The sequence below is a fragment of the Streptomyces lunaelactis genome (assembly GCF_003054555.1).
In the GTDB taxonomy this organism is placed as follows: domain Bacteria; phylum Actinomycetota; class Actinomycetes; order Streptomycetales; family Streptomycetaceae; genus Streptomyces; species Streptomyces lunaelactis.
The window spans coordinates 5,469,182-5,486,814 of sequence record NZ_CP026304.1 but is presented as its reverse complement, the minus strand read 5'-3'; the positions used below and the strand labels follow the sequence as shown (position 1 = coordinate 5,486,814).

The 17,633-nt window shown below is 67.8% G+C and carries 20 protein-coding genes and 2 pseudogenes; 16 read left to right on the top strand and 6 right to left on the bottom strand.

Annotation, left to right across the window (positions count from 1 at the left end):
• Positions 1 to 55: 55 nt before the first annotated feature.
• The gene (locus SLUN_RS25450) at positions 56 to 466 is read left to right on the top strand and encodes a rodlin (protein ID WP_108152024.1); all 411 of its coding nucleotides are present in this window, start codon (positions 56 to 58) and stop codon (positions 464 to 466) included.
• A gap of 413 nt (positions 467 to 879) precedes the next feature.
• Positions 880 to 1,092, top strand: coding sequence for a hypothetical protein (locus SLUN_RS25445; protein ID WP_159100322.1), 213 nt, complete (start codon positions 880 to 882; stop codon positions 1,090 to 1,092).
• Positions 1,093 to 1,351: 259 nt separating this feature from the next.
• Here the strand turns inward: SLUN_RS25445 and SLUN_RS25440 are convergent, their stop codons facing one another.
• Positions 1,352 to 1,585 (bottom strand): chaplin, encoded by a 234-nt coding sequence (locus SLUN_RS25440; RefSeq protein WP_108152021.1) that lies wholly within the window; start codon positions 1,583 to 1,585, stop codon positions 1,352 to 1,354.
• Between the two features lie 301 nt (positions 1,586 to 1,886).
• On the bottom strand, positions 1,887 to 2,297 hold the full coding sequence (locus SLUN_RS25435; RefSeq protein WP_108152020.1) for a rodlin: 411 nt from the start codon (positions 2,295 to 2,297) through the stop codon (positions 1,887 to 1,889).
• A gap of 399 nt (positions 2,298 to 2,696) precedes the next feature.
• Between SLUN_RS25435 and SLUN_RS25430 the strand changes: the two genes are divergently transcribed.
• From SLUN_RS25430 to SLUN_RS42105, 3 genes are all read left to right on the top strand, one after another.
• Positions 2,697 to 3,107 carry a rodlin gene (locus SLUN_RS25430; protein WP_108152018.1) on the top strand — a complete coding sequence of 137 codons (411 nt, stop codon included), beginning with the start codon at positions 2,697 to 2,699 and terminating at the stop codon, positions 3,105 to 3,107.
• Positions 3,108 to 3,270: 163 nt separating this feature from the next.
• Positions 3,271 to 3,504, top strand: a complete 234-nt coding sequence (locus SLUN_RS25425; protein WP_108152017.1) for a chaplin — start codon at positions 3,271 to 3,273, stop codon at positions 3,502 to 3,504.
• Between the two features lie 111 nt (positions 3,505 to 3,615).
• Positions 3,616 to 4,410, top strand: coding sequence for a chaplin (locus SLUN_RS42105; RefSeq protein WP_108152015.1), 795 nt, complete (start codon positions 3,616 to 3,618; stop codon positions 4,408 to 4,410).
• A 127-nt stretch (positions 4,411 to 4,537) separates the two neighbouring features.
• Here the strand turns inward: SLUN_RS42105 and SLUN_RS25415 are convergent.
• Positions 4,538 to 5,504 (bottom strand): annotated as a pseudogene (locus tag SLUN_RS25415) (glycosyltransferase family 4 protein).
• 133 nt (positions 5,505 to 5,637) lie between these two features.
• On the opposite strand from SLUN_RS25415, the pseudogene SLUN_RS25410 reads away from it, so the two are divergent.
• The 4 genes and pseudogenes from SLUN_RS25410 to SLUN_RS25395 all read left to right on the top strand — a co-directional run.
• Positions 5,638 to 5,738, top strand: a pseudogene (locus SLUN_RS25410) (chaplin); the annotation flags it as partial.
• 165 nt (positions 5,739 to 5,903) lie between these two features.
• Positions 5,904 to 6,143 carry a chaplin gene (locus SLUN_RS25405; RefSeq protein ID WP_108152014.1) on the top strand — a complete coding sequence of 80 codons (240 nt, stop codon included), beginning with the start codon at positions 5,904 to 5,906 and terminating at the stop codon, positions 6,141 to 6,143.
• 288 nt (positions 6,144 to 6,431) lie between these two features.
• Positions 6,432 to 6,953, top strand: coding sequence for a hypothetical protein (locus SLUN_RS41500; protein ID WP_254709892.1), 522 nt, complete (start codon positions 6,432 to 6,434; stop codon positions 6,951 to 6,953).
• Positions 6,954 to 6,970: 17 nt separating this feature from the next.
• Positions 6,971 to 7,474, top strand: coding sequence for a DUF5949 family protein (locus tag SLUN_RS25395; RefSeq protein ID WP_108152013.1), 504 nt, complete (start codon positions 6,971 to 6,973; stop codon positions 7,472 to 7,474).
• Positions 7,475 to 7,548: 74 nt separating this feature from the next.
• Here the strand turns inward: SLUN_RS25395 and SLUN_RS41495 are convergent, their stop codons facing one another.
• A complete protein-coding gene (locus tag SLUN_RS41495; RefSeq protein ID WP_257153793.1) occupies positions 7,549 to 7,683 on the bottom strand; it encodes a hypothetical protein in 135 nt (44 codons plus the stop codon).
• 172 nt (positions 7,684 to 7,855) lie between these two features.
• On the opposite strand from SLUN_RS41495, the gene SLUN_RS25390 reads away from it, so the two are divergent.
• The 6 genes from SLUN_RS25390 (at position 7,856) to rfbD (ending at position 14,368) form a co-directional block, all read left to right on the top strand.
• Positions 7,856 to 8,500, top strand: a complete 645-nt coding sequence (locus tag SLUN_RS25390; protein WP_108154929.1) for a vitamin K epoxide reductase family protein — start codon at positions 7,856 to 7,858, stop codon at positions 8,498 to 8,500.
• A 641-nt stretch (positions 8,501 to 9,141) separates the two neighbouring features.
• The gene (gene rfbA / locus SLUN_RS25380) at positions 9,142 to 10,086 is read left to right on the top strand and encodes a glucose-1-phosphate thymidylyltransferase RfbA (protein WP_108152009.1); all 945 of its coding nucleotides are present in this window, start codon (positions 9,142 to 9,144) and stop codon (positions 10,084 to 10,086) included.
• 59 nt (positions 10,087 to 10,145) lie between these two features.
• Positions 10,146 to 10,745 (top strand): dTDP-4-dehydrorhamnose 3,5-epimerase family protein, encoded by a 600-nt coding sequence (locus SLUN_RS25375; RefSeq protein WP_108152006.1) that lies wholly within the window; start codon positions 10,146 to 10,148, stop codon positions 10,743 to 10,745.
• 386 nt (positions 10,746 to 11,131) lie between these two features.
• A complete protein-coding gene (locus SLUN_RS42100; RefSeq protein ID WP_108152004.1) occupies positions 11,132 to 12,178 on the top strand; it encodes a collagen-like domain-containing protein in 1,047 nt (348 codons plus the stop codon).
• A gap of 316 nt (positions 12,179 to 12,494) precedes the next feature.
• Complete coding sequence (gene rfbB, locus SLUN_RS25365) at positions 12,495 to 13,469, top strand: dTDP-glucose 4,6-dehydratase (protein WP_108152002.1); 975 nt, start codon at positions 12,495 to 12,497, stop codon at positions 13,467 to 13,469.
• Complete coding sequence (rfbD, locus tag SLUN_RS25360; protein WP_108152000.1) at positions 13,466 to 14,368, top strand: dTDP-4-dehydrorhamnose reductase; 903 nt, start codon at positions 13,466 to 13,468, stop codon at positions 14,366 to 14,368. The genes rfbB and rfbD overlap by 4 nt, the downstream gene beginning before the upstream one ends.
• Before the next feature lie 107 nt (positions 14,369 to 14,475).
• Here rfbD and SLUN_RS25355 read toward each other — a convergent pair whose 3' ends face one another.
• Together SLUN_RS25355 and SLUN_RS25350 are read right to left on the bottom strand one after the other, a co-directional pair.
• Positions 14,476 to 15,750 carry a glycosyltransferase gene (locus tag SLUN_RS25355; protein ID WP_108151998.1) on the bottom strand — a complete coding sequence of 425 codons (1,275 nt, stop codon included), beginning with the start codon at positions 15,748 to 15,750 and terminating at the stop codon, positions 14,476 to 14,478.
• Entirely contained in the window at positions 15,747 to 16,325 is a 579-nt protein-coding gene (locus SLUN_RS25350) for a tetratricopeptide repeat protein (protein ID WP_159100321.1), read from the bottom strand. The genes SLUN_RS25355 and SLUN_RS25350 overlap by 4 nt, the downstream gene beginning before the upstream one ends.
• Before the next feature lie 613 nt (positions 16,326 to 16,938).
• On the opposite strand from SLUN_RS25350, the gene SLUN_RS25345 reads away from it, so the two are divergent.
• The gene (locus SLUN_RS25345) at positions 16,939 to 17,589 is read left to right on the top strand and encodes a DUF4360 domain-containing protein (RefSeq protein ID WP_108151994.1); all 651 of its coding nucleotides are present in this window, start codon (positions 16,939 to 16,941) and stop codon (positions 17,587 to 17,589) included.
• Positions 17,590 to 17,633 lie beyond the last annotated feature (44 nt).

Genomic DNA, 17,633 nt, shown 5'->3' with positions numbered 1-17,633 from the left:
GGTGGTTGTCCAGGGAGCTCCAGCACCGAGCATCCATGCGACAGAAGGACGGAACATGCTCAAGAAGGTTATGGCAACTGTGGCGCTCACCCTCTCCGCGGCGGCGGCCGGCGCGACAATGGCACCGCAGGCCATGGCCATCGGCGACGACGGCGGCACGACGTCACAGAGCGGCAACAACGCCCAGCAGTCGTTCGGCAACTCAGAGACGTTCGGCGACATGAGCCCGCAGATCGGCCTTGTCCAGGGCTCGCTGAACAAGCCCTGCGTCGGTCTGCCCGCGAAGGGAAACCTCGGCTCCCTCGTGGGTGTCGTGCCGGTCGGAGTCCAGGACGTCCCCGTCCTCTCGGCCCCGCAGACCCAGCAGTGCGCGGAGAACTCCACCCAGGCCAAGGGCGACGAGCCACTGTCGCACGTCCTCAGCAACATCCCGGTCCTGTCGGGCAACGGCGAGGGCAACAGCTGAATCCGAGCAGCGGGGTGGGACCCCCGCGGGGTCCTGTCCGGCTGATCACGGGCGGAGCCAGAGTCGGATTGCGGCGACGGCGACGGTGCGTTGAGTACGCTCTGTCGCCGCCGAGATGATCGCGGCGGGGGTGCGGGGTGCGTCACCCGTTCGTGAGCGTGCTGTTGGCTGCCTGCTCGGCGGCGATCTCCGGGGCGCGCTCCATCGCGGCGAATGGCCAGTGAACGAACAACGCCCCGCAGGAAGCCCTCGCACACCTTGGCGCCGCACCACGAGCGTGTTGAGCCCGCGGCCCGGCGCCGAGCGGGGCGAGCCCTCCGGCATCTGATCAGCCGCACCTGCCGGAGGGCTGGCCGACCCGCAGGAATGTGATCCCACAGACTCCAACTCGCGTGCCTCCCGTCACCTCGCAAGTGAGCAGAGCGCACGGTGCCTTCACCGTAAAGCTCAACCAGCGGCAGCTGCATGCCCAGCTCAAGGCCCTGCCCTGGAAGGAAGCGAGAGCCGGGCTCCACGACCGCAACTGCGGCCACAGCAGACTGGAAGCTCTCGTCGTGCATGTCCTGACCGTCACCGACCCAGGAGGTCGCGCACAGCGCGTCACCACGGACGTCTGCTCGATCTGACGATCGCCAGGAGGCGGCCCAGAATCGTGGCGGTCGCTGGGGATCGGGCCGGCCCCGCTGAGCACTGCGATCCGGCACAGCGCGAGAAGTGCACCGCTCCGGCGACCGGGGCCCTGGATGCGGCGCGGACCGGGAACGGGGTCCAGCACCTCGGCCAGCGTGGCCAGTTCATCCTGAAGCATGCAGAAGGCCCCGGAACCGTAAGGATACTTCGGTCCGGGGCCCGTGCCTCTGCGCCCTGTGCGGGCTGTCTGGAATGTCAGACGTTGCTGCAGGCGTTGCCGAATGCGGGGCTGAGCAGGCCAATCACACCGAGGGTGTTGCCACAGGCGTTCATAGGAACGTGAATCGGAAGCTGGAACACGTTGCCGGAGAGCACGCCCGCGGAGTCGGTCGCGATGGCGTCGGCCCCCGCGTCGGCCATGGCGGGCGCGGCGCTGCCCAGGGACATGAGGACGCCCGCGATGACGACTGCAGCCTTCTTGTGCTTCATTTCGATCCTTTCAGCAGCAGTGTCATGCGCAGGCGCGACCTTCGTGCTGCGCAGTCCGTATCCTGTTTGTGGACACCACTGCAAACTAGTAACGATTGGATTCCCGTAAGGAAACCTCAGTAAGGCGGCTGGTTCGAAAAGTCACCCGTATGCAGCATGCGTGATCCATCGAACTGCCAGGAGAGTTCTTTGAGATGGGAGTTCGACTGGTTCGGCACATATTTCCATTCCCTGGAGCATCTGGCGCACCGGACACCAGCGCGTCCCGAAGTGCTCAGGGGCGTACCTGTCGTCTTCGGAATTACTGGTTCTGCGTGCCGTTGCCCGAGAGCACCGGGATGTTACTGAGGATGTGGGACAGCGGCTCGTCGCCCTTGGCCTGGGTGGAGTTCTCCGCGCACTGCTGGGTCTGCGGGGCCGAGAGGACGGGGACGTCCTGGACTCCGACCGGCACGACACCCACGAGGGAGCCGAGGTTTCCCTTCGCGGGCAGACCGACGCAGGGCTTGTTCAGCGAGCCCTGGACAAGGCCGATCTGCGGGCTCATGTCGCCGTTGGTGGCGGAGTTGCCGAAGCTCTGCATGGCGTTGTTGCCGCTGGTCGACGTGGTGCCCCCATCGTCGCCGATGGCCATGGCCTGTGGAGCCATCGACGCACCCACGCCTACCATCGAAGCGGTGACCACCACGGTAGTGAGAATCTTCTTGATCACTTCTTGGACCCTTTTCACTATGAATGATCGATCGTGGAACAGGGCGATCAACTGCGCCTGGACGCGTTTGGTTCCGTGCGTTCACCCGGATGCCGCATCGCACGGAGGATGCCCTCTGCGAGAGCCCGTTCCCGGAGCTCCCTGATCAGCCCCGCCCGCCGGAGTTGGTTCTACGGCATCTCTCCACAGCCGACATTAGTCAGACGGAATGAAAAGCGGTTCCGATGTGCGCCGGGACGTCACGCGAGGTTCGTTTCCGCTCGTCCGGGGCGGTGGCCCGTAACGCGGCAGAGGCGCCGTAGGGGCCGTTCGGGTGAAGTCCCGAAACCAAACCGGAGCAGTCCAGTTGAGTCGGTGCGCAGACGAGGTCCAGCGTTCCTGCAGAAAGGCAATTCAGTGATGATCAAGAAGGTTATGGCCGCAGCCGCGGTCACGGCCTCAGTAATCGGTGTCTCGGCCGCTGCGGAGCAACAGGCCCTGGCCATCGGCAACGACACCGGCACCACATCCTCCAGCGGTGTCGGTGCCTCGCAGGCCTTCGGGAACTCCGCCACGTACGGCAACATGAGCCCGCAGATCGGCCTTGTCCAGGGCTCGCTGAACAAGCCCTGCGTCGGTCTGCCGGCCAAGGCCAACGCCGGTTCGCTCGTCGGTGTCGTGCCGGTCGGAGTCCAGGACATCCCCGTCCTCTCGGCCCCGCAGAGCCAGCAGTGCGCGGAGAACTCGACCCAGGCCAAGGGCGACGAGCCGCTGTCGCACATCCTGGACGACATCCCGGTGCTCTCCGGCAATGGCACGGGCAACAACTGAGTCGTCGGACCGGCCACCCTGGGCCGTCGGGTCCTTGAATGCGCGGAGATCGATCGGCCGGAGGGTTTCTTCGACGGGCTCTGCTCGTTGACAGGGCGTCAGTGGCATTTCCCAAGTGGCGTTGCCATAGCGCTGACATGACCGCAAACAGAAGGAATCCGAGATGAAGTACAGGAAGACTGCAACGGTTTTCGCAGGGATGGTGATGGCCATGGGCATGGCATCGCCGGCCCTCGCGGACTCCGGAGCGAGCGGCGTCGCAACCGATTCACCGGGTGTGCTGTCCGGGAACGTCATCCAAGTTCCCGTACACATCCCGATGAACGTGTGCGGCAACACCGTCAACGTCATTGCCCTGCTGAACCCGGCGTTCGGCAACGTCTGCGAAAGCGACTGACATTCAGTCATCGCATGTAGCCCTGAGGGGTCGTTTTCCCCGGTCCTGAGGTGCACCACACGGTGCATCCCGGGGCCGGTTCGCGAACCGAGAACGGGAAAGAAAAATAAGATGCGACAGGTCATCAGCAAGGGAATCCTGACGGCCGCGGCGGCCACCAGCATTCTGTCTCTGAACAGTGCATACGCCAACGCCGACTCCTACGCCGACGGGGAAGCCGTGGGCTCCCCCGGCGTACTGTCGGGAAACAGCGTTCAGGCGCCCGTGGACATGCCGATCAATGTGTGCGGCAACTCCGTGAACATCGTCGGGGTACTCAACCCGGCGTTCGGCAACAGCTGTGCCAATGAGCCGGACGCCTCGGGGGCGGGGTCCGCGACCGCCGTAGGCGACACGGTGGGCTCCCCGGGCGTCGCCTCCGGCAACAACGTCCAGATCCCGGTCGCCATCCCGGTCAACGCCTGCGGGAACACCGTCGACGTCATTGCCCTGCTGAACCCGGCGTCCGGCAGCGCCTGCGCCAACGGCGAGGCGGAGCCGCCGGCGACGCCGAACACCCCGGCGACCCCGGCGACCCCGGTGACGCCGGTGACGCCGGTGACGCCGGTAACGCCGGTAACGCCGGTGACCCCGGTAACGCCCGTGACCCCGGTAACGCCCGTGACCCCGGTGACCCCGGTAGCGCCGGTGGCGCCCGTGACGCCGAGCACTCCGGACCCGGGGCTCGGAGTGCCCGTCACCGACCCCGCTGACGACGGCGGCGCCGTCAACCAGCCGGTCGATTCGGGTGCGCTGGCCGAGACCGGCAGCGATGCGGGCATGCTTGGCGCCGGTGCCGCCGCACTGGGCCTCCTGGCAGGCGGCGCACTGCTCTACCGTCGCGGGACGGCCGCGGCGCGACGCTGACGTGCTTGTGTTTCCCGCGTGACTCCCGGCCGGGAGAGCCCACCTCGGGCTCTCCCGGCCGGTCCGTTTCACCCGGTCCGTTCGGGGGCCGTGGGCCCGGGACGGGGGAACAGGGCGTCGTCCACGGTCACCGGACGCCGGCCTCTCCGCACCCGGGCCGTATGCCGAGCACGTCGCGGCACACGTCCGCGACGGCAGCCGCGGTGTGTCGTACGTCGTGGGTGGAGACGACGTGCCGGTGGCCCCGGCGGCCGAGCGTGGCGCGCAGCGGCGCATTGAGCAGCAGATCTGCGACGGCCGTGGCAAGGGCGGCGTACGGATCCTGGGACGGCGTGGGACAGAACAGCGCATGCCGGGGCGGCATTGCTTTCGCACGCCCCGTCGACATCGGTGACGACGACCGGCCGGCCGCAGGCCATGCCTTCCCGTGGCGTCAGCGCCACCCCCTCCCAGCGGGACGGCAGGACGACGAGATCGGCCGCCCGGTACCAGGGCGCCGGATCCGGCACGGCGCCGGGCGAAGCACATCGACGCGGGCGCGTTCGCACGCAGCTCCTCGGCGTCGCCAGTACGCTGCTCCGTCTCGCTGACACAGACGACCTGGTCCGCCCGGTGCGCGGTAGCGCTCCCAGCTGCGCGCCGGCCGGGCGGAGATGCCATCAACCGGCTCGAAGGACCAGGCGTGCGGCTGGAACACGGTGGGGATCCGGCCGCGCAGGGCCAGTTGGGCGGCCAGCCCTGCCTCGGCGCAGTGGGCGTGCACCACCTGCGGGCGTATCCGCGCCACGAGCCGGGCGAGGTGCAGCACTTCCTGAAGCAGCAGCGGGCCCGGCGCGCGCCCCGCCCGCCACGGGTGGACGTCGGCCGCCCAGCGCGCGTACGGCGTCCGCGAGCACACCGCCCCCGGGGCACGCCACGGCCGCCCGGAGGCCGGCGCGGACCTGGTCGGTCACCAGATCCGCGACCACCCGCGCGATGCCGCCGTCGACGGGCTGCACGGTGTGTAGCGCCGCCGGACGAAGGCCGTGCGTCAGCGATTGCGGCGGCACCCGCAGATCTCCGCTCGCGTACTGGCTCGGGTGGGGGAAGGGCATTCACCGCGTCAGCGGACACGGCACACGAGAAACCGCGGCGGAAGGCAGCACCCAGCCCCCCTTGAATTCGTATCCGGAGGTCGCGTGCTCTCGTTGACGGTTGTGCCTCATAGGTAACCCGGAAGGAAGAAATGATGTGGTCCCGGTCCACGTCCCGGCGAACGTGTGCGGCAGCACCGTCGACGTCTTGCCCTGCTGAATCCGGCGTTCGGCAACGCCTGCAGCAACGAATGATGGACGCCGGCATCCGCCAGTGCCCCGCCGGCGGATGCCGGCATTCGTATCGGCTGACCGGCTTTCACTCCTTCGGCCGCACAACCTGACGGCCATGCTGCCGTTGAACCATGGACCGGGCAGTCACGCACGGCAACTGAACATTTGACCAAGGAGTGCTTCTCCATGTCGCGTACCGCGAAAGCTCTTTTCCTGTCCACCCTCGCTGCCGCCGCTGTCGCGGGCACCACTGGAATCGCCACCGCCGACAGCGGTGCCGCGGGATCTGCGACGGGGTCGCCGGGTGTCCTCTCGGGCAACGCCGTCCAGGCTCCCATCCACCTGCCGGCCAGCGTCTGCGGCAACACCGTCAGCGCCATCGGTCTGCTGAACCCGGCCCTCGGCAACGGCTGCGTCAACGACTGACCGCTCGTACGGCGTTTCCCTGGCTGCTCTCCCCGCCACGGCGGGGAGAGCAGCCTTTCGTTTTGTCCGGCGCGTGCTGCCTCGAATGGCTGGGGCTGCACGCCGTCGCGGGACGCTTCATTCGGGTGGCAATAGCAGGAGTCCCCGGGCTTCGGAGTTTCTCACGTGGTGACGGATCGTCAGGCGAAGAGGAAGCCATGAGGGCAGGCATTCACGAGCATCCGCAATATGCCCGAAATGCAGGTCACTTGCGCGCGTGACACGCGTCGCCGAAGGAGAGATTCACTGATGAAGCCCATGAAGGTCGCTGCGGTCGTAGCCGGTTCCCTGGCGGCCGCGGGTGGCGCCGCCCCGGCCTTCGCCGCTTCCGACCTCGCCCCGACCAGCCTCAACGGGACGGTCGAGACCGTAGTGCAGCAGACCAATACCGCCGCGGAGCCGCTTGCGAACGAGGCGCTGGGCGAGGGGACGGAGGGCCTGCCGCTCAGCATCGCCCAGGACGCCACCGGCAACCTGAGCAAGGCCGAGGGGGGCGCCCCCGGGCCGGCTCCTCGGCGGACTTCCCTTGGGTTCCTGAGCGCGGGCAGCGAATCACCCGACGGAGTATTCCGGGGTTGCGCCGGACGGGCGACGCCGCTGGTGCGGTGCCGGGCCGGTCTGCCGGAACGGGGGTTCCGCAGGGCCGGCCCACTTGTCGCCTGCCGGTCCGCCGCGCGGGTGCGTACGCGCGAGCGACAGGGACACCTTCGGGGTAATCGGCGGCGGGGCTCCCCCGCGCAGGTGACACGGACACCCGGATGGTCCCGGTAAGTCGCTAAGGTCCGACGATGACCTCAATCTCCGGCGCTGTGCGCGCCTTCCGCCCGGCCCAATTGGGCACTCTCGTCGTCATCGCCTGGAGTGGCGAACATCCCGACGACGAGCGCGACATGCCGTTTCTGCTGGCGTACTCGCTCGGGGACGGCGACGGCGGCCCCGAAGGGGTGGAGGCCGCCGCCCGGAAGCTGCTCGCCGACATCGGCCTGCCGGTCGGAACCGAGTACGTGGACGCCGCCCAGGTCGACGGACTCCCCGTCACGCTCCTTGTCGAGGCGGGCCAAGCAGTCCTGACGATGCCTCATCTCACCGCCCAGTGCACGGTGCCGCCGGAGTGGCTGGCCGCGGTGCGGGAGCGGGGCCATGTCTACTTCCTCTTCGCCACCCGCGCGTGGCCACAGGCGGCTCCCGGGGCGCCGGTCACGGAGGAGGAGCTACGGGATTTCGCGGGCGACGAGGCGATGCTGTCGACGGCGGCGCACTGCTTGCTGCCGGTGCGTCAGCTGCGGGGGTGAGGCGGCCGCACACGCCAAAAGGCCCGGCGGGCGGTGGTACGGCAGCCTGCCGGGCCTTGGTTACGCCGTGCGGATCAAAGGTAGGGGGATGCGCCCGCCGAGCAGGAGACCGCGGGGTGCGCGACCGCCCGGGTGGCCCCGGCGAGCTTGAGTGTTATCCCGGTGTTCCTGGCGGCGGCGGCCGCCGGGTGGCGAAGCGTCAGCTTCATGATCGAGCTCCTCGATACAAGGGTCTGGGACACCGGCGACGCTAATCGGAATCTGACGATCCGTCGCGCTGGACGAGGCGGTGATTACTGCGTGTGCGCATCGGCTCAGGTGGGCGGCGGCCCGTCGGAACGATCTTTCGGACTGTCAGGAGAGGGACGCAGCGACATGGTCATGGAGACACGAACAAGGAGGCGACACGTCCCGCGCCCGGCGACGGCGCCGGACGACGCACCGTCAGGTGCCGTCGGTGGAAGCCGTGGCTTCGCCTGGCTGCTGGTCGTCACGGGCGCGGCGGGACTGCTCGCCTCATGGGTCATCACGATCGACAAGTTCAGGCTGCTCGAGGACCCGGACTTCACGCCGGGTTGCAGCCTCAACCCGGTCGTGTCCTGCGGCAACATCATGAAGAGCGACCAGGCCGCGGCCTTCGGCTTCCCCAATCCGATGCTGGGCCTCATCTCGTACGCCGTCGTGATCGGCGTCGGCGCCGGGCTCCTGGCGGGCGCCCGCTACCGCCGCTGGTTCTGGCTCACCTTCAACGCCGGCGCGCTCTTCGGCGTCGCGTTCTGCACCTGGCTCCAGTTCCAGTCGCTGTACCGCATCAACGCGCTGTGTCTCTGGTGCTCGCTGGCCTGGGCCGCCACGATCCTGCTCTTCTGCTACGTGACCCGTCACACCGTCGGGCACCGGATGCTGCCGGCTCCGGCGGGCCTGCGCAGCGGCCTGCGCGAGTTCGGCTGGGTACCGCCGGTGCTGTGGACGGGGATCATCGGCATGCTGATCATGACGCGCTGGTGGGCCTTCTGGACGAGCTGACGCTCGCTGCAACGGCGGGCACGGCTGCCTACCGAGGTCGCGGGAGACGTCCGCCGGCGGACGGGGCCTGTCGTCCTCTCATGACCGCTTCCGCTCCCGCCTCCACCCCGGCGGGTGGTGCGGGTGCGGGATCCCGCTCAAGTCGCAGCATGCGCACCGTCCGCTGGGTGTCCTCCTCAAAAGCTCTGCCGGAGGCGAGCCTGTCCCACTGCAGGTCGCGAGCGCCCGGCAGCATTGCTCCGCGCGCCCGCCACTCGGCTACGAGCTGCGCGTACAGCGGTGTCTGTGCAAACTCACCCGGGCCGTACGGTCTGCCCGAAGTCCGCGGGTACGGCTGGGAGCCGCCGGCAGCCGCAGCGGAAGCCGGTGTGGACAGGGGGTTCGAGCCGCCAGGAGTGAGCGGCGGCGGATTGGAAGAACTCACGATGGACGAAACGATTTCGCGTGCCGACGGACACTCAACTGGCGTCGGTATTCCCGCCCTGGCGGGAATGGTGAGGCCAACTCGTAGGTAAACGTGCGGTATCACGACCAAAGAAATGATTATCCCGACGGATGCGCGCCGGGCTCACGGCTGCACACGCTACGGCTCTCCGAGTCAGAGCCGCCGTATTCATCGGTGATTCACCTATGGTGATGCCATGCGAGGAATCCTGCTGGCCGGCGGCACCGGCTCGCGACTGTGGCCGTTGACGCGCTCGGTGTCCAAGCAACTGCTGCCGGTCTTCGACAAGCCCATGGTCTATTACCCGCTTTCCACGCTGGTGATGGCCGGCGTCAGAGAGATCCTGATCATCACCACCCCTGAGGACCAGCACCAGTTCCGTCGACTGCTCGGCGACGGCAATCAACTGGGCCTGCGGCTGGAATACGCCACACAGGAGCACCCGGAGGGAATCGCTCAAGCTTTCGTGCTGGGCGCCGACTTCATCGGCGGCGAGTCGGTCGCCCTGATCCTGGGCGACAACATCTTCCACGGCAGCGGCCTCGGTACACGGCTGGCCAACCACGACGACATGAAGGGCGGCAGGGTATTCGCCTATCAGGTTGCCAACCCCGCGGCCTACGGCGTGGTGGAGTTCGACGAGCTGGGCCAGGCGCTGTCCATCGAGGAGAAACCGGCCCTGCCGAGGTCCCGGTACGCCGTGCCCGGACTGTACTTCTACGACAACCACGTCGTGGACATCGCCCGAGACCTACGGCCCAGTGCCCGTGGCGAGTTGGAGATCACTGACGTCAACCGCGTCTATCTGGAGTCCGGCGCGCTGCACGTCACCCGGCTCGACCGAGGCACCGCCTGGCTGGACACCGGAACCTTCGGCTCCATGGTTCAGGCGTCAGAGTTCGTCCGGGTGATCGAGGAGCGCCAGGGCTTCAAGATCGGCTGCATCGAGGAGGCGGTCTGGCGGGCCGGCCTGATCGACGACGACCGGCTCCGGGCTCTGGCCCAGCCGCTGCTCAAGAGCGGGTACGGCCACTATCTGATGGCGCTGCTGGAAGACTCCCGACATGCCGTCATGCGCCAAAGGGGAAGCGGACCGCTTCGGGAGGGCCTGCTGCGAACAGGACCGGGCGCTCCCGTGTAGCCGTTCGAACGGGTGAGGGAAGCGCAGGGCCGTTGCTACGTATGAGAGGACGCGAGCACGTGAGACCGCTGGGCATCGAAGGGGCCTGGGTGGACACACCCGAGGTCTTCGCGGACGGCAGGGGCCGCTTCCACGAGTGGTTCAAGAGTGACCGGTTCCGTGATGTCACCGGCCAGGGGCTCCATCTCGGGCAGGCCAACTGCTCTCGCTCCGTGCGCGGCACTCTTCGCGGTATCCACTATGCGTCGGTCCCGCCGGGCCAGGCCAAGTACGTCACCTGCGTCAGCGGCGCCGTCCTCGACGTAGTGGTCGACATTCGCACCGGTTCCCCGACCTTCGGCACATGGGAGGCAGTTCAGCTCGATGACACGGCCCACCGCGGCGTCTACCTCTCGGAAGGACTGGGCCACGCGTTCATGGCGCTGGACGATCACGCCACCGTCGTCTATCTGTGCTCGCAGGGATACGCGCCGCAGCGCGAGTACGGGATTCACCCTTTCGATCCGACGCTGGCGATCGCATGGCCCGAGGACCTCGCGCCGCGGCTCTCCGAGAAGGACGTTGCGGCGCCCACGCTCAGGGAAGCCGAGCGGCAAGGTCTGCTGCCCTCCTACGAGGACTGCGGTGCCTATCGTCGAAGTCTGCGAGTCCGCGCCTGAGGTAGCCGGTCTGCCTCACGATGGCGCCGCCCCTCCATGAGCCGTGATCATGCCGCAGCGGTCTTGTCGTTCATGCCGGCGCTCGACGTTCGTGAGCCGTTCGTGAGCAAAGGAGGCCGGCGGTTCCGCCTCGTCAACCCGTCGGTGTGTATGACGGTGCCTGCGAGGTTTCGCGGCCGCTCGGGTGATGTTCCTCGGCGACACGGGTCAATTTGTGATCATTTGGTCGCGGAGAGTGAAGACTGGTTCTGTCCGTCGCCGTGGGCGACGGACACGCATGCGAATCAAGGCGCACTTAAAGAGTGCGCACGCTTGCGGTGTGGTCCCCCTCCAAGTCCCGTGAGGAAGGTTCTCTGGTGAGCCGTAAAACGATCCGAAGTTCTCGCATGAAAACCGCAACGCTGGTTTCGGCGGGCACCCTTGCCGTCGTGCTCAATGTTGTCCCGAGCACAGCAGCCATCGCCGACGCGATCCACAGGTCCGGCACCGAGCAAAGTGTGGCGCTGCCGGGCCCGAACGGCGCCACTAGCGCCGACCGCGACCGCGGCGACCGTGGCCCGCAGGGGCCGAAGGGACCGAAGGGCAAGGTAGGCCCGCAGGGCCCCCAGGGCGTGCCGGGCGTGGATGGCGCACAGGGCCCGCAAGGTGTGCCGGGTGTGGACGGCGTGAACGGCGTGGACGGCGCCCAGGGTGCGACGGGTGCGCAGGGCCCCCAGGGTGACTTCGGTGGCCCTCAGGGCGCCCAGGGCCCCCAGGGCTTCCAGGGTGACACGGGCGCGCAGGGTGCCCAGGGTGACGACGGTACGCAGGGTCCGCAGGGAGACCTCGGCCCCCAGGGCTTCCAGGGTGACGCGGGCCTGCAGGGTGCCCAGGGCGACACCGGTACACAGGGTCCGCAGGGAGACCTCGGCCCCCAGGGCTTCCAGGGTGACGCGGGCCTGCAGGGTGCCCAGGGCGACACCGGTACACAGGGTCCGCAGGGAGACCTCGGCGCGCAGGGCTTCCAGGGCGCCCAGGGTGACACGGGCCTGCAGGGTGCCCAGGGCGACACCGGTACGCAGGGCTTCCAGGGAGACCTCGGCCCCCAGGGCTTCCAGGGCGTCCAGGGTGACACCGGTACGCAGGGTCCGCAGGGTGACACCGGCACGCAGGGCTTCCAGGGCGCGGCGGGTCCGCAGGGCACCCAGGGCTTCCAGGGCGCCCAGGGCGCAGTCACGCTCGAGACGTACGTCGTGACCGGCACCCAGGGAGCCCAGTCGACTGCCCTGTGCGCCGCTGACGACATTGCCACCGGCGGCGGATACTCGCAGTTCGGCGCCATCGCTGTGAACGTCAGCCAGAGTGCGCCGGTCGGCGGTCCCCCTGCCAATGGATGGCAGGCCACCACCACCCTCGGCGAGGTCAACTCCTTCGTGATCTGCCACGACGCGTAATAACTCCCATGTGAGCGGTGGCCGGTAACGGCCTCCCGCTTCCGCTGGGAATAACTGACGGTGTCCCGAGGCCTCGGCCTCGGGGCACCGTCCGCGGTTTCCGGCGAGGGGGCCGCACGGCCATCGGTGCAACTCACGATCCGAGACCCACCATTGTTATGAACAACGGTGGAAAGAACTGGAGTTGACAAGACCAGCGCGAATCGGACCTGCCTGCCGGGAAGATGCCGGGGCCCTGAGTAGCGTAAGTGGTGCACGTACTGGGTGACCAGATGGCCCGGTTCTGAACGCCGGGCAGCCACAGCATCGGAGAATCATGCGCATCCTTGTGACCGGCGGAGCCGGCTTCATCGGTTCGGAATACGTCCGCCGGCGGCTGAATTCTGACCCGACGGCGCGGATCACGGTTCTCGACAAACTCACCTACTCAGGGGTCGAGGCCAATCTGGCACCGGTGGTGGAACACCCGGGCTACAGCTTTGTCCGCGGCGACATCTGCGATCCCGATGTGGTCGGCCAGGTGATGGCGGGCCAGGACGCGGTGGTGCATTTCGCGGCCGAGTCGCACGTGGACCGGTCGATCGAGGGTGCCGGTCCGTTCGTCCAAACCAATGTGACCGGGACCCAGGTGCTGCTGGACGCGGCACACCGGCACGGCGTCGGCCGCTTCGTTCACGTCTCCACCGACGAGGTGTACGGCTCGATCAGCGAGGGCTCATGGACCGAGGAGTGGCCGCTTGCGCCGAACTCCCCGTACTCCGCGTCGAAGGCCGGCTCCGACCTCCTCGCCCTCGCCTACCACCGCACCCACGGCTTGGACGTCGTGGTCACCCGGTGCTCCAACAACTACGGGCCGCATCAGTTCCCGGAGAAGGTCATCCCGCTCTTCATCACCAACCTGATCGACGGGAAGACGGTCCCCCTGTACGGAGACGGCCGGAACATCCGTGACTGGCTGCACGTCTCCGACCACTGCCAAGGCATCGAGCTGGCCCTGCACGGCGGCAAGGCCGGGGAGATCTACAACATCGGCGGCGGGACCGAGGTGAACAACCACAAGCTCACCGGCCTGCTGCTGGACGCGGTCGGCGCGGACTGGGACCGGGTCGAGTACGTGAGCGACCGCAAGGGCCACGACCTGCGCTACTCGCTGGACGACAGCAAGATCCGTGAGCACCTCGGCTACGCCCCGCAGGTCACCTTCACCGACGGACTGGCCGCCACGGTCGCCTGGTACTGCGATCACCGGTCCTGGTGGGAGCCACTCAAGGCGAGGGCCGAGCTGGGATGACCACGAGCTGGCTGGTGACCGGTGCACGCGGGCTTCTCGGCCGCGATGTGCTGGCAGAGCTCGGTGCCGATCCGGAGGCCGCGGTGACAGGGCTGAGCCGTGACCAGCTCGACATCACCGACCCGACGGCCGTGCGCACGGCCGTCGACGGTCACCGCGTGGTCGTCAACTGCGCCGCCTGGACGGACGTCGACGGCGCCGAGCAGGCCGAGGCGGCGGCCACAGCCGTGAACGGCACAGGCGTCCGGCATCTGGCGCGCGCCTGCGCGGACAGCGGCGCTGTCCTGCTGCACATCTCCACCGACTACGTGTTCCCGGGGGATGCCCGTCAGCCGTACCCCGAAGACGCGCCGACCAGTCCCGTCAACGCGTACGGGCGAGGCAAGCTGGCGGGGGAGCGAGCAGTCGCCGAGCTGCTGCCGCGCACCGGCTGCATCGTGCGCACCGCCTGGCTCTACGGTGCGCACGGCTCCAACTTCGTGGCCACCATGCTCCGGCTGGCCGCCCAGCGCGAGATGCTGGATGTGGTGGCCGACCAGCACGGCCAGCCAACCTGGTCCCGTGCACTCGCCGGGCAGCTGGCCGTCCTCGGCCGTGCCGCACTGGCCGGCCGGGCACCGGCAGGCATCTACCACGGCACGGCGGGCGGCCACACCACGTGGTACGGCCTGGCCCGGGAGACCTTCCGTCTGAGCGGCCTCGATCCCGAGCGGATCCGCCCGGTCGGCTCGGTGGCATTTCCGCGCCCCGCTGCCCGCCCGGCATTCGGCGTACTCGGCCACAGCAGCTGGCCACGTACCGGGCTCGTGCCCCTCCCCCGGTGGGACGCCCAACTGACCGCAGCGCTGGACACGCCCGCCTTCGCCGCCCTGGCCGCTGCGGCGCGGTCGAGCAGCTGACGCGCCCGACAAGGAGGCGCCCGGCGGGAGCTGACAGCCCCGCCGGGCGCCTTGCGTGCCGGACCTGTCCCAGGCCCTGTCCGGCCCTGGGCCGTGTCGGACACGACCTAGACCAGCAGCGGTCCGCCGCAGCGGGAGGCGCCCTCCTTCACCGCGATGAGGTTCGCCACCACATAGGAGATGTTGTTCTTGGAGTGCCAGTCGGTCGGGTAGTAGGTGACCAGCCGTGAATTCTGGAACCGGGCCTGGATCTCGGGCACGAAGGTCCGGTACTGGTTGTCCGTGTAGTACCAGAAGGAGTTCTCGTTGTAGAAGGCGACGTGCGTCGGATCCTGGTACGCGCCGCGGCCGTCGGCGCTGGGTGTCATGGAGAGGAGCATGCCCCCGGGCGCCAGAAGCCGGTACAGCTCGTTGATCAGCGGCACCTTCGCGGGCACGTGCTCGAGGAAGTCCACCGCCCTCAGCAGGCCGACGGAGCCGTCGGGCAGGTCCAGCTTCCCGGGCAGGGTCGCGACGATGTCGACGCCCTCTCCCTGATACTGGTCCACGCCCAGGTAGCCGGGCGGCTTCCGGTGGGCTGCGCCCAGGTCCAGCGCGAGCAGTCCGCGGCGCTGGCTCCAGGCCAGGGCGTTGGCCTCGATGTACTTGTCGTACAGGGCGACCGTCTCACGCTGGATGTGTGAGTTGATCTCCGGATCGCGCTGCGTGTTCGCGGGGTGGATCCTCTGGAGGTACAGGCAGCGAGGGATGTGGTGGAAGTCGCCGGCCTGGAAGAGACGGCACATCAGGTCCTGGTCGTCCAGGACCGTACGGGTGGCGTCGTATCCGCCGACTTTCTCGTAGACGTCCTTACGGAACGCCCGCACGTGGTTGGGCGCGTACCAGATGTACGAGACGTTGTGCGGCGTCGGAGACATGGACAGTGCTTGCAGCAGCCGGCGGCCGTCGACGCGCACATCCTCGTACTGCCAGCCGTGCGCCTTGTTGAAGCGGCTCTCGTCCCGCTCCCCGTCCTCGGTGATCTGCGCGGTGTTGCTGTAGACGAAAACGGCGTCGGGGTTGGCGTCGAATGCCTTGGCGAGCTCCGCCAGGCACGCCTTCGCCAGGAGATCGTCGTGGTCGAGTTCCACGAGGATCTCCCCCCGTGCCAGTTCACAGGCCCTGCGTTTGGCGGCCCCGACGCCGTGGACTTCGTCCGCGACCTCCACACGGACACGCTCATCGGGCTGCTCCGGCCGCCACCGGGCACCGTTGTTGAGCAGGACGATCCACTCCCAGTCCGAACAGGTCTGTGCCTGCAGGGTGGCCAGGCACTCATCGAGGAAACGCGGCCGGTGGCTGGGAGTGAAGACGGAGAACCTCGGTGTCGCAGTCGACGTCATCTGGTAGTACCCGCTTGGCTCGTTGACGGTGATGGGCTTGCGGAATCCTGGAACGGTTCCGGTACGAGAGGGTGCAGCTTGGGGTCGGCCGTAACGGCACGACGGAATGCGTCTTGGGCCTCGTCGTCGCGGCCTTCCTTCGCCAGGGCCTGCCCGAGGTGCAGGTAGGCCGTGGAGGCCTTCGAGTTGCCGGCAACGACTCGCTTCAGGAGCCCGATGGCGCGGTCGGGCTCGCTCGACTCGAGCATTACCGCCTCGTTGAAGAGGGCAGAGTCGAAAGACGGATCGATCTTCAACGCCTTGTCATAAGCCGTGCGGGCATCAGCCGTCCTGCCGTCCCGCTGCGCGATGACACCCAGGTTGTACCAGGCGAGTTTGTTGGCCGGATCCAGGTCCACCACCCGCTTGAAGGTTTTGGCCGCCCCGGAGTAGTCCTGGTACCGCGACTGCATAAGGCCCGCGTGCAGAAGCGCCTGCGCCTCCGAGACGGCACGGGCCGCTGATTTGGCCTCGGATTCCGAGGTGGCGGCCGGCTGGGGCAGAAACGCCCAGACTGCTACCCCAGCGCCAACCACGGCCGTTGCGGAGAGCCCTGTCCACAATCGCCTACGTTTCACTTGGTCACATCTCATGGAGTCGGTGTGGAAGAGGACGGATCCGGCTGATGTCAGGTGGCCGGCATGAGGCCCGAGAGCGCTGCCGACGAGACCGGAATCCGAACCTCCGTCATTGTCACCAAAGTTACGAGGTGACCGTTATGACGTCACCCGTTGTCAGGGACTTAGGGCGTACAGACCACCCGAACGTACGCATCGGAAGGGCGGTTCACCCGAGGCCGATGCCGCGAACCCTGGTGAATGACGGGGTTCTTGGGCGGGCTGTCTTTCTATTCGCTCACAAGTCCCATGGTGTGTACGCCTGTCCGCCCTGGCCCTGCGACGCGGTCCGCGAGCGGGTGGATCGCCGGTTCGTGACGGGCCGCCGCCCGCGCTGCGGGCGACCCGACGCTCCTTCACACCGCCTTCACGCGGCTGATAACAACCCTATCCAGCACCTGCTCCGGAGCTTACGATTCCCCCGATCCGGCTCTTCGGGAAGCGCGCACGAATACTTGAAGAGTTGACATGTCCATGCCGCTGAATGGACCTGCCGCCGGATGAACCCCTCACATTCCCCGATGGGAGAAGCATGTCCCGTGCACTTATAGCGGGTGGCGCGACAGCGGCTTTTGTCGCTTCGCTGCTCGCCGGCCAGAACGCGTCCGCGTCCAGCATTGCGCCCCCGGACAAAATCACGATCGACATCGCGACAGTCAATGGATCAGGGTGTCGCCAGGGAACCGCCGCCGTGGCGGTGTCCGAGGACAATACGGCCTTCACGGTGACCTACAGCGAATACCTCGCCAAGGTGGGCGTGGGCGCCGGGCCGACCGACTTCCGGAAGAACTGCCAGCTCAATCTCGTCGTGCATGTCCCGCAGGGATTCACCTACGCGATCGCCAGCGCCGACTACCGCGGCTACGCCAGCCTGGTGAACGGCGCCACGGCGACGCAGAAAGCGTCGTACTACTTCCAGGGCTCGCCGGACACGGCGTCCAGAAATCATCCGTTCCGCGGCCCGCTGGACGACAACTGGCAGGCGACCGACTCCACGGAATGGGGTCAACTGGTATGGGCGCCGTGCGGAGTGAAGCGCAATTTCAACATCAACACTGAAGTGCGCGTCGGCGCAGGCACATCGGACCCGAAGAAGACGACCAGTTTCATGACGATGGACTCGACGGACGGTGAGATAAACACCATCTATCGGCTCGCATGGAAGGAATGCGAAGAGTCCTGATCGAGCGGTGACGGCCGGGGCGGCAACGGCACGGGTGCGTACCG

What these genes read in the sequence shown, in the direction of transcription:
- SLUN_RS25450 (WP_108152024.1), top strand. Translation starts at nt 56, where the DNA reads ATGCTCAAGAAGGTTATGGCAACTGTGGCGCTCACCCTCTCCGCGGCG.
- SLUN_RS25440 (WP_108152021.1), bottom strand. Translation starts at nt 1,585, where the DNA reads ATGAAGCACAAGAAGGCTGCAGTCGTCATCGCGGGCGTCCTCATGTCC.
- SLUN_RS25430 (WP_108152018.1), top strand. Translation starts at nt 2,697, where the DNA reads ATGATCAAGAAGGTTATGGCCGCAGCCGCGGTCACGGCCTCAGTAATC.
- SLUN_RS25425 (WP_108152017.1), top strand. Translation starts at nt 3,271, where the DNA reads ATGAAGTACAGGAAGACTGCAACGGTTTTCGCAGGGATGGTGATGGCC.
- SLUN_RS42105 (WP_108152015.1), top strand. Translation starts at nt 3,616, where the DNA reads ATGCGACAGGTCATCAGCAAGGGAATCCTGACGGCCGCGGCGGCCACC.
- SLUN_RS25405 (WP_108152014.1), top strand. Translation starts at nt 5,904, where the DNA reads ATGTCGCGTACCGCGAAAGCTCTTTTCCTGTCCACCCTCGCTGCCGCC.
- SLUN_RS41500 (WP_254709892.1), top strand. Translation starts at nt 6,432, where the DNA reads ATGAAGCCCATGAAGGTCGCTGCGGTCGTAGCCGGTTCCCTGGCGGCC.
- SLUN_RS25395 (WP_108152013.1), top strand. Translation starts at nt 6,971, where the DNA reads ATGACCTCAATCTCCGGCGCTGTGCGCGCCTTCCGCCCGGCCCAATTG.
- SLUN_RS41495 (WP_257153793.1), bottom strand. Translation starts at nt 7,683, where the DNA reads ATGAAGCTGACGCTTCGCCACCCGGCGGCCGCCGCCGCCAGGAACACC.
- SLUN_RS25390 (WP_108154929.1), top strand. Translation starts at nt 7,856, where the DNA reads ATGGAGACACGAACAAGGAGGCGACACGTCCCGCGCCCGGCGACGGCG.
- rfbA (WP_108152009.1), top strand. Translation starts at nt 9,142, where the DNA reads ATGCGAGGAATCCTGCTGGCCGGCGGCACCGGCTCGCGACTGTGGCCG.
- SLUN_RS42100 (WP_108152004.1), top strand. Translation starts at nt 11,132, where the DNA reads ATGAAAACCGCAACGCTGGTTTCGGCGGGCACCCTTGCCGTCGTGCTC.
- rfbB (WP_108152002.1), top strand. Translation starts at nt 12,495, where the DNA reads ATGCGCATCCTTGTGACCGGCGGAGCCGGCTTCATCGGTTCGGAATAC.
- rfbD (WP_108152000.1), top strand. Translation starts at nt 13,466, where the DNA reads ATGACCACGAGCTGGCTGGTGACCGGTGCACGCGGGCTTCTCGGCCGC.
- SLUN_RS25355 (WP_108151998.1), bottom strand. Translation starts at nt 15,750, where the DNA reads ATGACGTCGACTGCGACACCGAGGTTCTCCGTCTTCACTCCCAGCCAC.
- SLUN_RS25345 (WP_108151994.1), top strand. Translation starts at nt 16,939, where the DNA reads ATGTCCCGTGCACTTATAGCGGGTGGCGCGACAGCGGCTTTTGTCGCT.